At 40.7% G+C, this 14345-nt stretch carries 13 protein-coding genes; 7 read left to right on the top strand and 6 right to left on the bottom strand.

Translation table 11 applies throughout. The features are described 5' to 3' along the window. Positions 1-78: 78 nt before the first annotated feature. The 6 genes from OXIME_RS01965 to OXIME_RS01990 all read left to right on the top strand — a co-directional run bounded on the left by OXIME_RS01965 (position 79) and on the right by OXIME_RS01990 (position 6371). Complete coding sequence (locus OXIME_RS01965) at positions 79-2145, top strand: ATP-dependent DNA helicase (protein WP_393971807.1); 2067 nt, start codon at positions 79-81, stop codon at positions 2143-2145. Continuing rightward, on the top strand, positions 2142-3107 hold the full coding sequence (locus OXIME_RS01970) for a class I SAM-dependent methyltransferase (protein WP_393971808.1): 966 nt from the start codon (positions 2142-2144) through the stop codon (positions 3105-3107). The genes OXIME_RS01965 and OXIME_RS01970 overlap by 4 nt, the downstream gene beginning before the upstream one ends. Positions 3108-3167: 60 nt before the next feature. Next, positions 3168-3944, top strand: coding sequence for a polyprenyl diphosphate synthase (gene uppS, locus OXIME_RS01975; RefSeq protein WP_393971809.1), 777 nt, complete (start codon positions 3168-3170; stop codon positions 3942-3944). After that, entirely contained in the window at positions 3945-5258 is a 1314-nt protein-coding gene (locus tag OXIME_RS01980; RefSeq protein ID WP_393971810.1) for a DUF1743 domain-containing protein, read from the top strand. 5 nt (positions 5259-5263) lie between these two features. Beyond that, positions 5264-5701, top strand: a complete 438-nt coding sequence (locus OXIME_RS01985) for an AAA family ATPase (RefSeq protein ID WP_393972232.1) — start codon at positions 5264-5266, stop codon at positions 5699-5701. Positions 5702-5765: 64 nt separating this feature from the next. Next, positions 5766-6371 (top strand): CDP-alcohol phosphatidyltransferase family protein, encoded by a 606-nt coding sequence (locus OXIME_RS01990; protein ID WP_393971811.1) that lies wholly within the window; start codon positions 5766-5768, stop codon positions 6369-6371. A gap of 61 nt (positions 6372-6432) precedes the next feature. Here the strand turns inward: OXIME_RS01990 and glmM are convergent, their stop codons facing one another. From glmM to OXIME_RS02010, 4 genes are read right to left on the bottom strand one after another with little or no spacing between them, the layout of a single operon-like run. Beyond that, positions 6433-7785: a phosphoglucosamine mutase gene (gene glmM / locus OXIME_RS01995; protein WP_393971812.1), complete on the bottom strand. Its 1353-nt coding sequence runs from the start codon at positions 7783-7785 to the stop codon at positions 6433-6435. Positions 7786-7834: 49 nt separating this feature from the next. Beyond that, complete coding sequence (locus OXIME_RS02000; protein WP_393971813.1) at positions 7835-8914, bottom strand: glycosyltransferase; 1080 nt, start codon at positions 8912-8914, stop codon at positions 7835-7837. Between the two features lie 11 nt (positions 8915-8925). Next, complete coding sequence (locus tag OXIME_RS02005; protein ID WP_393971814.1) at positions 8926-9192, bottom strand: elongation factor 1-beta; 267 nt, start codon at positions 9190-9192, stop codon at positions 8926-8928. A 9-nt stretch (positions 9193-9201) separates the two neighbouring features. Then, a complete protein-coding gene (locus OXIME_RS02010; RefSeq protein ID WP_393971815.1) occupies positions 9202-9369 on the bottom strand; it encodes a zinc finger domain-containing protein in 168 nt (55 codons plus the stop codon). Positions 9370-9472: 103 nt separating this feature from the next. Between OXIME_RS02010 and OXIME_RS02015 the strand changes: the two genes are divergently transcribed. Beyond that, positions 9473-9790 carry a hypothetical protein gene (locus OXIME_RS02015; protein WP_393971816.1) on the top strand — a complete coding sequence of 106 codons (318 nt, stop codon included), beginning with the start codon at positions 9473-9475 and terminating at the stop codon, positions 9788-9790. A gap of 7 nt (positions 9791-9797) precedes the next feature. Here OXIME_RS02015 and OXIME_RS02020 read toward each other — a convergent pair whose 3' ends face one another. After that, positions 9798-10415, bottom strand: a complete 618-nt coding sequence (locus OXIME_RS02020; protein ID WP_393971817.1) for a site-2 protease family protein — start codon at positions 10413-10415, stop codon at positions 9798-9800. Then, complete coding sequence (locus OXIME_RS02025; protein WP_393971818.1) at positions 10412-14113, bottom strand: tetratricopeptide repeat protein; 3702 nt, start codon at positions 14111-14113, stop codon at positions 10412-10414. The genes OXIME_RS02020 and OXIME_RS02025 overlap by 4 nt, the downstream gene beginning before the upstream one ends. Between the last annotated feature and the right edge of the window lie 232 nt (positions 14114-14345).

Consider the following 14345-nt stretch of genomic DNA (forward strand, 5'->3'; position numbering starts at 1 on the left):
CCGTTAATGCTGATGTGGAATAAAAAATATGTATATTCAGTAATATTTATGATCCAATAAGGAATGGAGGAAACTAAGATGAAAATAGGCGACCTGGGATACCCAGCTGAATTCCTGGAACTTTTTGAAGGCAAGGATTTCAATCTTTATCCACACCAGGAGGAAGCCATCAGGAGATTTCAGGAAGGCAATAACGTAGTTGTTTCTGTACCAACTGCTGCTGGAAAGTCTCTGGTTGCGTATTCCGCCATATATGAAACATTCAAGCGGGGGTTGAGATCAATTTATATTGTTCCGCTCAAGGCTCTTGCAAGTGAAAAATATTCAGAACTTTCACGTCTGGAAAAAATAGGCATAAAGGTTGCGCTTTCAATAGGAGATTACGATAAATCACCATCATTCATAAAGAATTATGATGTTATAGTCTGTACTTCAGAAAAGGCCGATTCACTTCTTCATCACGATCCAGCAATTGCAGATGAACTTGGACTTGTTGTGGCAGATGAAGTCCATCTGCTTGGAGACGAAGGAAGAGGTCCAAAACTTGAGATGGTGATCTCCACAATCAAGTATGTGAATCCAGGAATAAGGATTGTTGCCCTCTCCGCAACAATATCCAATATTGCGGAAGTTGCGGACTGGCTGGGTTCATCAATTGTAAACAGCGATTTCCGCCCCGTACCTCTTAAACCCGGGATCATATACAGAAAAAAGATAGTAAACATGGACGGAGAGGAAGAAAAACTGAAGGGGGAGGACGAAGTCATTGAGATTGTCAATTCACATCTTGCAAAGGGTGGACAGACACTGATCTTTGTAAATTCAAGAAAGAGATCAGAGGACTACGCTAAGAGGATTGCCCTTGCCATAGATCAGAACCTCATTATGAAAAATATTGATTTCTTCCCGGAAAAAGGCGAAACTGACAGATACGAAGAAACTCTTAAAAGTATGGTCCAGAACGGAGTCAGCTTTCATCACGCAGGTCTTTCCAGCGAAACCAGAACAAGAATCGAGAAAGGTTTCAAGGATGGTCTCCTGAAAGTTCTGGTTGCAACGCCCACTCTTGCTGCAGGTGTAAATCTTCCAGCAAGAGTTGTGTTGATAAGAGATCTTACCCGCTATTCCAATGGGTATTCCCAATTTTTGCCAAATATGGAAATTCAGCAGATGCTGGGGAGGGCCGGAAGGCCCCAGTATGACAGTGAGGGTTATGCATATCTTTACGCTGCTTCAAAGACTTCATTTGATATGGCAAAAACATATCTTTCCACCGATCCTGAGCCTGTGAAATCCGGTATTTTCCAGGACAGCCTTCTCAGATTCAATGTTCTGGGGATCATCTCAATGGGAATAGCCACATCCAAAGAAGGCATTATGGATTTCTTTTCAAATACATTTGCCGGTAAAACTCAGAAAATGGTGGAAGAAAAAAAGATAGAGGGTATACTTGACTTTCTGCATGAGAATGAGTTTATAAAAAATACAATGGGGATTTATAGCGTTACGCAGTTCGGAAAGACAGTCAGTGATCTTTACATTGATCCAAAGACTGCACTCATACTCAGGGATTACTTCAATAAGAAGCACAGTGAAATTCTTGCCCTTTATACTATATGCACAACACCGGACGTTCTGAACTTCAGGGCAAACAGAGAAGAGGCAGAAGGCATTATGGAATATTTCATGAATAACAATATAATTCTGGAGACTGAAGAAGAGGTATGCAGCGGAAAAACTGCCATGGTCCTGATGGACTGGATCAATGAGGTACCGATGAACAGAATATCAGAAAAGTATAATATTGGACCGGGTGACATACAGGCAAAGGTTTCATCTTGTGACTGGATCTCATATTCGCTTGCAAGGATTTCCTCCATGTACAAAGCCGAGATCAGGAGAGACTTGGAAAACCTCAATTACAGAATAAAGGAGGGTGTACGTGAAGAGATAATAGCACTTACTATGATAGCCGGGATAGGAAGGGTGAGAGCCAGGAGGCTTTTTGCATCCGGTTTGAAGACAGTTGAGGAAGTATCTAAATCTACACCTGAACTTATATCCCTCATACCTGGATTTTCCACCAGACTTGCACAGGAGACCATCAAGAACTCCAGAAGAATTGCTGGCAGGATCAGCGCATGATGGATCATCTTTCAGTACCCAAAAAAGAGGCAGAGTCAGTTCTGAAGATACTTAGGAACTCCAACGCAGTCAATTCCAGATTTAGGATCATAACCGAAGGAGACAATGTGCTTATACCCATCAATGAGGAAGTATCCCTATCTGATCTGAATGTTGAATACAGGATAGTGAAGCATGAGGGGAATCCAGATGCCAGCAAGATTGGCAGGCCACTGAAATTTAAGGGTTCATATGATGTTATAGGGGACATAGCAATAATAAAGAAAGGGGATCAGGAAGATCCGGAAGTTATAGCCAGGAAAATACTAGAAACTAAGAAAAATGTGAAGTCAGTATTTTTGGACAAAGGTGTTAGAGGCGAGTTTCGGACAAGAGACCTGGAACTTATATGCGGCCAGGGCAATACACGCACAATTTACAGGGAAAATGGCCTGAGATTTGTCGTAGATGTTGGAAACGCTTATTTCTCACCACGGCTTGCAACAGAACGTTATATAGTTGCAAAAAGTGCTCTGGAGGGAGAACGAATCATAGATATGTTTGCCGGGGTGGGACCATTTTCCGTAACCATAGCAAATATGAAAAGGTGCGAAATACATGCTTTCGACAGCAATCCTGCAGCAATGGACCTCATGAAGGAGAATATAGGTATGAATAAAATTAAGGGGAAAATTTTTCCTCATCTGGGGGATGCATCGGAGATGATTCTCAAATACAGTGAAATGGACAGGGTAATCATGAATCTTCCCCATACATCTTTCTCATTCATAGAAAAAGCATATGCTGCACTTAGAAAAGGTGGGTTCGTAAATTATTATGAGATACTGGATAGTGCCGGTCTGGAGGATCGAATGGAAAAATTCAGGGAAATCGGCTTTGAAATGCGTAACAAGAGGATAGTTCATGGCTACTCAAAGTTTCTGAATGTATATTCAATTGAACTTTTCAAAAATCTAAAATAGTGCTTGAAGGGAAAATAATTAAAGTCTATTAATAATGAACATGGCGAAAGGTAAAAAAAGATGAGCATAGGAAAGAAGATAGGCGATATTGCCGGCGAAGTTTACGAAAAAATGCTCATTGACGATATAAAGAGGTATCAGGTACCCCATCATGTAGGCATAATCACCGACGGAAACAGGAGATACGCAAGATCTCTGGGTCTATCTGATAACGAAGGCCACGTCAAGGGAAAAGAAAAACTTGAGGAGGTCCTCGAGTGGTGCATGGAGGTCGGGGTTAAGATAGTTACTGTATACGGTTTCTCAACCGAGAATTTCAAGAGGAACAACAGTGAAGTTGATTTCCTTTTTCATCTTATAAATGAGGCCTTAAGGGACCTTATGAAAGATGAAAGAATAAAAAAGAATGGAATAAGGGTCAAGGTGATCGGAGAAACCGGAAAACTTCCCGGCTATCTTAAGGAAACTATCAGAGAAGTGGAGCAGCTTACAGAAGGCTTCAAGAATTTCAAGTTCAACCTGGCAATCGGTTACGGCGGAAGGGAAGAGATAATAAACGCTATAAAAAGTCTTGTAAGGGATGTCCAGTCGGGAATGGAGGACCTGGATTCCATTGACGAAAAAAAATTCAGGGAATATCTCTATGACGGATCAATACCCGACCCGGATCTCATACTCAGAACCAGTGGAGAAGAGAGGATATCAAATTTCCTTCTCTGGCAATCAGCCTATTCCGAACTTTACTTTTCAGATGTCAACTGGCCAGAGTTGAAGAAAGTTGATTTTCTCCGTGCCATAAGTGCCTATCAGTCCAGGAAGAGGAGGTTCGGGGCCTGAATGTATGTCTCATTTGACGACACAGATTCCAGAAAGGCAATGTGCACAACATATCTTGTCAGTGAATTCCTGAGGAGGGGTAAATATGATCTGATCGGCCTTCCATCCCTCGTAAGGCTAAACCCCAATATACCTTACAAGACAAGAGGGAACGGTGCTGTGAGGATAAGAGTAGGGAACGGATCAGGGGAAAAGGTTTTTTGCGGACGTATTGCAGGAAAACCCATCTATTCATATGAGAGATCATCAGGGGAAGAAGATCCAGAAAAGATCCTGGAAGAGATGTACAGATTAGTTGATAAAAATTACCAGAGAGATGAAAACACAAACCCTGGAATAGTTGTTTCAAATTTTTTATTCCCAGAAATTATGTATGAAAACGCAGTAACCTGCCAGGTGAACCTTGATGAGACCATTAAACAATTGGATAAACTTGGATCAAAATATCGGGGAATAAAGAATGGAAGAGGACTCATTGGATCTTCAGCAGCCATGTCCTGGAGAGGAAGAAGAATTACCTACGAGATAATTGGATATCGTGAAGGAAATAAGGAAATTCCTGAAGAAACAAAGATGGAATGTGCCATGATGGCTGATGGATATGAAGGGACTTTCAACAGCGTGGACATAAGAAACAGGTACCCTGCAATATTCCCTAACCCTAGAACACCAGTTGTGTACGGCATAAGGGGGATAAATATGGAAAAACTTGTTGAGGCATCAGAATCGGTAGCAGCAAAACTACCGTTTCCAATTGACTCAGAAATAATATTTGAAACAAATCAGGGAACTGATGATCATATAGAACAATATCATGGAGAACTCTACAATCTGCACACTTATATGATCTCAGGAACAGTTCTGTCAAAACCTGTGCCCACTCAGGGTTCTCACTATTTTTCAAGCATCAATGCAGGGGGCAAAGTTGTAAAAATTGCGGCATTCGAACCCACAAAAGAGTTCAGGTCAATATTCAGGCAGCTGCTCCCCGGTGATTTCATAACCGTCTATGGATCATTCCTCAAGGGCACCATAAATATAGAGAAGATGGAAATCAGGAACCTGGTTGCTGAATATATGAGACTACCGCCATTATGCAGCATATGTGGTGAAAGGATGGCCAACCGTGGAAAATTCAGTTATCAGTGTACACAGTGCGGAAACAGATCATCTATCCCAGAATACACCGAAAAGAAAAGATCAGTAATGCCCGGTAAATACAATGTTCCAGTTATGGCAAGGAGGCATCTTTCAATGCCTTTCGGAACACAGCCTGTCATAAAGAAAAATAAAAACATGGATCTGGTAGCCTGATATGCATAAGTGGTGTTCCTGGCAGTGGAAAAACAACACTATGCAGACTTCTTAATGAGTATGGTTACAGATGTACAAGCCTGGTTGAAATTGGAATATCACTTGGCTGCATCAAAGGGGAAGAGGCCGATATAGATTGTCTAAGGGCGAAATTGGTCCCTTCCCAGTATACCATCATAGAGGGGCATTATGCTCACCTGATGAAATGCAGCCATGCAATAATACTTGAAAGGGGCATGGAAGATCTCAGGAGAGTCTATGAATCAAGAGGATACGAAATTGAGAAGATAAATGAAAATATGGAAGTCCAGGAATCCGGGACAATCTACTCAGAAGCACTGGATACACTCCCCTCAACAAAGATCTTCACTGTAAAAAATATTGGCATTATGGATGAGGTTGTATCTAACGTCAGGCAGATTCTTGATAAGATACTGGCATAAGCAAAAAAAATAATTCTCATGTGAAAACTGACAAAAATTAAAGTCTTGTATATCATGGCTCACCATGGTACTGGATTCCTACAGATCAAAGGTTGACGGAACACTGACACTCATGGCTTCGCCATTTGTTAAGATGAATCCTAATTCAATATCCCTTTTTTCACTGATCCTTGCCGCACTGGCCGGCATCTTCTATTATATCGGTTCCTATTTTCTACTCTTTTCTTTTATTTTTATAGCACTCTCTTCCCTTTTTGACGCTCTGGATGGAAAAGTTGCAAGGATGAGGAATCTTCAATCGAGGAGAGGAGACCTGCTTGATCACGTTTTTGACAGATATTCTGATATTTTTATAATGCTCGGAATGGTTTTCAGCGCATATGGCGACATGAAAATAGGAATATTGGCCATAATCGGCATAATGCTCACAAGCTATATGGGGACTCAGTCTCAAGCCCTTGGTCTTGGCCGGAACTATTCAGGAATACTTGGAAGGGCTGACAGGCTCGTCTTCATGCTGGTTTTCACACTGATCCAGTTTTTCATACCCGGTTCAATTATGTTTTCAGGTATAAGAATAACTGTAACTGTGATTCTTTTAATCTGGTTCGCCATAGCGGGAAATTACACCGCAATAAAGAGATTCCTGGATGCTTATGGTTCGGTCTGAACATTATTTAATTTGCAATGCCTGCATGGAACGTTTTGGAAAAGGAAAGAGATGAAGATTATTATGGTGAAGCTATCTTTATTATGAATTCTGCAAGTTCCCTTGCCTTTTCAACGGTCTTTGACTGGGCAAATATTCTCATAATCGGTTCAGTTCCTGAGGGCCTTGCAAGAACCCATCCTTCCCGTAGATAAAGCTTCAAACCGTCTGTAAAATCAATTTCTTCCGCACCAGCCCTGTCAATTATCCTCTTTCTTACCTGATTCCAATCCTCTGTCAGTTCGGTTGATGTTTTGTACATTGCGTAAGCTGGAAGATCACTGAGAAGAGCTGAGATCTTCTTTTTTTCCCTTGCCATGAGGTCAAGAACAAGGGCCATGGCCATGGCCCCGTCACGGCAGTACTGATGCCTTCCATATATGATTCCTCCATTTTCCTCACCGCCAACAAGTGCCTTTTCCTTGATCATGGTTCTTGAGACGATGGGGGCTCCAACCCTGGTCTTGACAAGTACAGCCCCATTCTTGTTGCAAACATCTTCTATTACATCAGAACTGCTAACAGGAGTGACAACTTTTGAACCACGTGAGGTAAAATACTTCACTATCAGGGCAAGACTCCTGTCTCCGTCAATAAAATTTCCATTTTCATCCACAAAAACACATCTGTCTGCATCGCCGTCATGTGCAACTCCAAGGTCAAATTTTCCCGTTTTCATGAGTGCTATCAGATCCCCAAGATTTTCCGGTTTAGGTTCTGAGTTTCTTGAGGTGAAGTTTCCATCTGGATTTGCGTTAAGCGTTACAACTTTGCAGTTAAGTTCAGTTAGGAGTTCAGGTGAACTTCTGAATGCAGCCCCATTTCCTGTATCAATTGCCACTCTGAATTCAGCTTTTTTCACATTTTCCGGCGTAATGATCTTCTTTATGCCCTCGATATAGTCATTCACGGCCAGTGGATAAAAGGTTCTCTGGCCCATGTTCTTCACGTCTGCTTTCATAAATTCTCCCTGTTCAACAATGAATTCTATCTCCTCTTCCCTCTCTCTTTGTAATTCCGTTCCGTCTTTGTCTATGCATTTAATGCCATTGAACTTTGGGGGATTGTGGGATGCCGTTATAATAACTCCATAAACGCTGTGGACCTTGCAGTAATACTGTAATGCGGGAGTGGGCAATATTCCAAGATCAGTGACGTTCACACCTGTTGAAAGAATTCCTGATTCAACTGCACTCCAGATCATCTCCCCGCTCACTCTTGTATCTTTCCCCATTGCAATATCTCTGGTCTTGAAAACAGTACCAATAGCTTTTCCCACTCTTGAACAGAATTCCGGGGTAAGATCCATATTGGGGATGCCCCTTATGCCATTCGTTCCAAAAAGTCTTGTGGATTTTTGGCTTTTATTAATCATGGGTAGAAATAATGAACAACATTATAAAGTCTACAAATGCTGTCCATGATCATTGAAACTTCTGAAGAAGGTATTCACGTCCTCTCCATGTTATCCGTTTCATATGATGGGCTATAAGGAGGTTTGAGAAATAGAGGAATGGGATGAATACGCTTACCAGTGCGCTGGCTGCTTTTCCTTTCCTGGTTCGTCCTGCAGATTTGACTGCATTGGCAACGGTGGGTGTAAAAAGGATGAGGAAGAAATAAGAAATGAAAACTGAAGCGATTATTGTCCAGACAAATAGCAATAGAGTCAGGCCATAAAACACCATGCCATATACAAATACGCTTTTGGATGAGGATATGGAAAGGGCAGTCTGCCTGTTTGCCCACTCCATGAATGTCTTCCTGTCATCTGATGAATTTATGACAGGTTGTGATTCAGGAACATATGCTATGTCCATTTTGTTCTTTTTGCATATCTTGGAAATGGCAATATCATCGGAAACGAATTCACTGAAAAATTCAAAGTCACCATCATGGAAAAGATCCTTACGAAATGCAAGCGATCCACCCCATCCAAATCTGGTAATCTTGGATTCCATCATACCAAGTCCCACAAACCCCCATACAAGCTTGATTCTTGTCCATATGCCGCCAAGGGGATTGAAATAGGGAAAAGTTGTTGATACCCCATAATTTTTTTCTGCGAGAGGACCCAGCAGATTCTTCAGCCATGAAGAATTTGCCAGAATATCTGAATCGGCTATAACGTAGGCATCAAAATCCCTAAACCTGCTAATTGCGGTTGATATTGCCCTGACTTTCCCGCTGCAGTTTGCGCACTTAAAATCTGAAACTATGTAATCAACACCTGTCGATGTCAAGACGCTTACAGATGGATCATCAGTGCTATCCACAACAGCAATCAGTTTATAATTATGATAATTCTGCCTTTTAAGAGAATCTATGTTTTCCTCAAGTGTAAGATCCATCCCTCTGCAAGGCAAGATTACAAGGGCACTGCCATGGAATTTAGCCTGAATACCTTCCGGATGGTATCTCTTCAGTGCAATTGCAGTGAGTCCGGCGGCAATGAGAATTGAAAATGCCGTTATTATATATAAGGAAATAAGGAATATATTCATCTTAATTTTATTCAGACCAGTGTTACGTCTTCTGTATCAACCTGGCCTACGCCATCAATTTCTCCTAAAATTTCTTCAACCTTTGTAATCTTTCCCTCTTCATCTGGTACAATGACCTCCAGCCTGATTGCCGAAAGGCCAAAACCTATCTCCTGCATTTCTATCTTGTTTATTTCGCAGAAGCCATTGATTCTCTCCCTTACATCAGAAGAGAGTTTCTTCATATCGGTCTCAGCGTCGCCTGGAAGTATCTTGAAAACTACAGCAACATCCCCCATACATAACACCTATGGACCAACAAAGCCACATTTAGGGCACTGGTATTCTGTTGTGTGCTCTCTGCACTCTTTGCATCTTCCGATGACTTCTTCCCCGCAATTGGGACAGTCAAACAGTGAATATCCTATTTCAACAAGTCCGATACCGCATGATGTGCAGTTTTGTTTGTATCTCATATTTTTTACACCTTAACATGGATTATTGTATATGTATTGATTAACCCCTTCCGCCATTGGTGGAAAATATATAATCCTTATGCACTATGAACCATTGATCGAAATGAGCATAAATTTAATCCAGAACAGGGAAATATTTATTCCATTTGTTACCAATGGAACTGAACAGTCATTTGAAAACCCCGATGTTTTTATTGCTTCAGAGTCGCCACTCTATCTTGGGATTATAATGAAACCTTCAAAGGGGGTCTGGGAGTATCTCAAGAACAGTTCTGAAATGGTATTATGCCGTCATAATAATGAAAAATGTGCATCTTTCACAATACCATATAAAATAGAAGTGGGGGAAAACACTATATTTTTCATTCAGCCGGAAAGTATGGAATCACTTTTCAGATCAGGAATTATGGAAAATCCCTGAACAAGAATCACAGGAATCCAATTGTAAGGAAATTAATTATATTCAGGATTATGGCAACTGCAAATACCATAATGAATATCCTGAGATTCCACGACATAACCTTCTGCCCGTCAAGAGGCGGGATTGGAAGCATGTTGAACACACCAAAATAGAGATTTAGGCCCCCAACAAATCCAAAAATTGTGTGGAGTATGGGATCCATTGGTAGAAAGATGTCCAAAAACACAAAAACTGATCCAACAACAAGGTTTGTCAATGGACCTGCCAATGCGGACTTTCCAAACTGGTCTTTCCGGTATATTCCTCCAATGTTTACTGCTCCTGGGGCGGCAAATATGAATCCAAAGAATGAGGTTATGAAGGCAAATATTATGCCGAAGGGCCATATCTTGAAGAAAGCTACCCCTCCAAATCTTCTTGCCACGTACCTGTGAGCCATTTCGTGGAGGAAGAATGCAGTTGCCACTGCAAGCGCGCTCATGATCAAAAGTAAAGCGGCTTCAGGTGCCGAAACATGGAAACCGTTGTCTGAGATCATTGCAATGAAAAAGCTGAGAGTTAGCATTATAAATGCAAGAGATATATCTTCTATCTCTCTGGAATAACCTCCATAAAATCTGTTCACTGGATTTCACTCTCTCTCTGTTTCTTTTCAAACATATAGCCTATGAGTGCCACCACATCCATAGCGGTTCCTATCCCTATATCAAGCATGTATGCCATATGAAGTGGCTCAATAGGTATGTTTTCTTTAAGTGCCTTTTTCATAAGTGCAAGTATTACGGGATCATCTGTTTTTGGAACTCTCACTTCCGATATTCTTTCCATTATATAATGGTAGAGATTTACTGCCACCACAGCATCCTTTCTGTCCAGATTGTTATAGATCATGAAAATTTTGATATCATTGATCTTTTCTACACCTGAATTTTTAACTATTCTTTTGATCACGTCCCTTGAGATCAGGTCATATTTCTCTGGATTTGGTGCACCCCAGTATCTGTCTCCCTTCAAGAAATCCATTATATAAGGGATCTTGTCTATGGGTATTTCTGCTTTGTATACAGCCTCATCTGTGTCAATAACCCTCCCCTTTTTATATTCCAGTTTGAGAAGCCGGTTAACGTATGTCAGGATCTCTGTAAAATTCTTTCTGGATTGGAGCTCATCATAAAGATCGTCATTGAGGCCATGGTCCAGAATTTTATCTTGTCTGGATATTATCCTTTCAGCCTCTTCAAACTTATCAAGGGCTATATAGCTTTTAACAGTTATCTTTAGCCCCTCACGGTCTATAAGGGATGGATCTGAGAGATAGAGATCGGTAACTGCTTTGTAATCGCCGTCTTCAAAGTATACCTTAAGCAGAGTATTTGTGAATTCCGTTGCTTCTTCAATCGACTTTGAGGCTTTCAACCCTCTTGATAGTGATCTTATGGCTTCGGATCGGTCTCCATTTTTTATGAGCAGTGTGGAATAGATCCGTGCCACTTCAATATTTTCAGGATAGTTCTTAAAGAGGTTTTTCAGAACATCCATGGCTTCGTCGTAGGAACCATCCTGAATCAGTTTAACTCCTATCTCTTTACCAAGGAACAGGAAGCCATGGTTTGAATAGATGTTTTTCAATGATTTTCTTATATCGGGGTCCTTCCAGTGATTTCTGCAAAGAAAAATCAGAGCCTCCTCGTCATCTCTTTCCCTGACCCTGAAGTTTGAAAGGATTCTGAGAATGGATTCAATATCATTCTTACCGCTGTAAAGTTTAACAAGAAGCAAAGAAGATAGATTTTTGCCGGAAATCATCTCCATTGCTTCATCAAAGTTCCCGGTGTTTATAAGCGTTTCAGGATAATTCTGAATACTGGCTCTGTCCATCCCATTGCTTATGGCATCATGGTAGTATCTTAGTGCCCTCTCATAATGTCCGTTGGCAAAGTATGCGTCTCCTATCAATACATCAATTTTCGGATCTTTAATATCGTCTCGGACATTTTCAAGAAAAGAGATTCTGTCTCCCTGGGGATGGATTTTCTCCAAGATGGATAAATGTGTTCTTATATCTGCCTCTTCAAGTTTTCCAACAGCAATTATTTCCCTTGATATCTCAAATGCCGACATTGAGTCATTTCTATCCAGAAAAATGTTGCGTTTAAGCCGTTTTACCCAGATGTTTGAAAGTGAATTATATTCACACAGATCAACAAAGTTCATAACAAATTCATGATCTTTTATTTCAGAGAGTATTCTGTAAAGTGATGGAAAATCTATTGAATCCTGCCCCCGGTTCTTAAAAATAATTTCATAGGCCGATATGGCGTCTCCAAGTTTCCCGCATCTGAGAGACACCCTTGCAAGAAGATCAAGGAACATGAAATTTTCAAGTTTTTCAACTGCATGTGATATATTTTTTCTGGCATCTTCATAATTCCCTTTACCTTCCATTATAAGGCTCTCGTAATATGTGTAGAAGGGGTCAGGATGGTTTGTCTCCAGTTTGTTCAACTTAGCATACGCTTCGTCATAGATCCCATTGAGGATCAAAATCCAGGTTGCAGGATACAGGTAATCCATGGAATCTACAATATCTCCGGTACGTTTTCCATTCCGGACTTCTCTGTTATATTCAACAATATTTCTGATTACACCATAGCGGTTTTCAGAAAGTGATGAAATACACTGTTCCATCTCTTCAAATCTACCCTCTTTTAATAATGAATATATATTAATATAAACCAGCGAGACAGATCCTGATACCACTAGATCATCCCAGTTTAACTCATGGGGAGATCTGTAATTGCCTTTCAGGAAGCGCAGTATCATCCTTATTTTCTCAATGCCATTGGTGTTGGATATCTCTATCAATTCCTCAATTTTTTTTATCTGTTCTGAAGTTCTTACCTTGAAAAAAATGGAATCCCATACCATGGGCGATTCAAGACATGCTGGATTCTTTTTTAGAACTTCAATTGAATCCTGAAACTTTCCGGTCCCTGCCAGTGCTACATAAACCTGGGGCATCAGGGTAGATTTCTCATCATCATTAAGGAACTTCAAATACTTTTCATATTCCTGATTCCCGAAAAAGTAGCTCCTGTAGAACTCTCTTGCGGCAGTGTCATCAGGGTTCAGTTCCAGGATTTCACCTGCAGTATAATAACAGTCACTTTCCAGATGGAGTTTCATTTCAAGGTCCATTTTCAAGTGCAGATTTTCAGGAGTCTTTCCATAGAAACTCATCAAGTCGGCAACGTCCGAAAGAGCCTCATTGTACATTGACGAATATGATTTTGATTTGATCATTACAGTAAAATCAGATTCACTCAGTTTTGACCTGGGTACAGCGCTGAATGTGAAAGCGCAATCTTTATACTTCCCAGCTTCAAATTGAAGGCGGGCGCATCTTATCATGCTGGCATAATTTTCCGGGTACTTTTCCAAAATCTCCATGCAGGTTTCAATGGCGTTATGGAGATCGCCCATTCCGGCATAGGATTCAGAAAGGTTAACTATGAGATGAACATCTTCATAAATCTCTAGACCATATCTGCAGAGTTCCAGATTCTTATTGAATAGCCCAACCTGAAGCATTAGGTCACTGAAGGCCTCTATCTGATCAACCTCCTTGATGGAGAAAATATTCAAATCCCGGATCAATGCTAAAAGGTCATCATTCCTATCCATTTTTTTAAGTAATTCCGCTTTCTTTAAAAGATAGAATGGGTCTAGATCATAACCAATCACAACATCGAGGAAATTTTCCAGTCCACTGTAATAGTTATTTCTGTTAAATGCGTCTATGACAGAGGCAACTTCACTTCTGTCTCTCCCTGAACTCATAAATCTCATCCATAGCTGTGGATTACCATTTCCCTTATAAGCCGATTTAATCACTATGTCCTTTACTTTTTCATCAGAGATTTCAGATTGTGAAACCACCTCGAGAAATTCCCTGGATTGATCCCAGATATCTGAGGTTTCAACCATTTTAAGACCCTCTTCAAGGTTACCTGACTTTATGAGTTCTATTCCACTGTAAAGAGCGGCGTATCTATTTCCTGGAAAAAGTCTGTAAATTTCCCTTAGGATAGTCCGACTCAAATCTCCATCAATCTCAGTACGTGTCCTTTCAACTAACCCTGAAATATACTGATCATATTTCATCTGATCTTTTGCTGATAGGGTTCCATCAAATCTGGAAATTATTGATAAAAAAGTTCCACAGAGTTCCTGGAATTCCCTCCCCACAGGTGCCTCCGAGATCTTCTCTATGGCAGTAAGCACTTTCCTGCTGCCTATTTTACCACTGGGCTGTTCAGCCATTGATGGTGAATTGGTACAAAGCTATTTTATTTTTCCCAACAGTATGCCCATATGTCTAAGGCATATTTCCTAATGGGGCCTCAAAATAGCTGACTGCTGTGTTCTTAATTCATGAAAGAGTCGCATGGACTTATTAATTGAGAAAGTTCCATCCTGCGACATGAATGGTAAGAACTGAACCCTGAAGTAAATCAAACTATTGCCATCCGTCTCCGCAAGGGGCTGAAATTTC

It is taken from the genome of Oxyplasma meridianum (assembly GCF_038024865.1).
Lineage (GTDB): Archaea > Thermoplasmatota > Thermoplasmata > Thermoplasmatales > Thermoplasmataceae > Oxyplasma > Oxyplasma meridianum.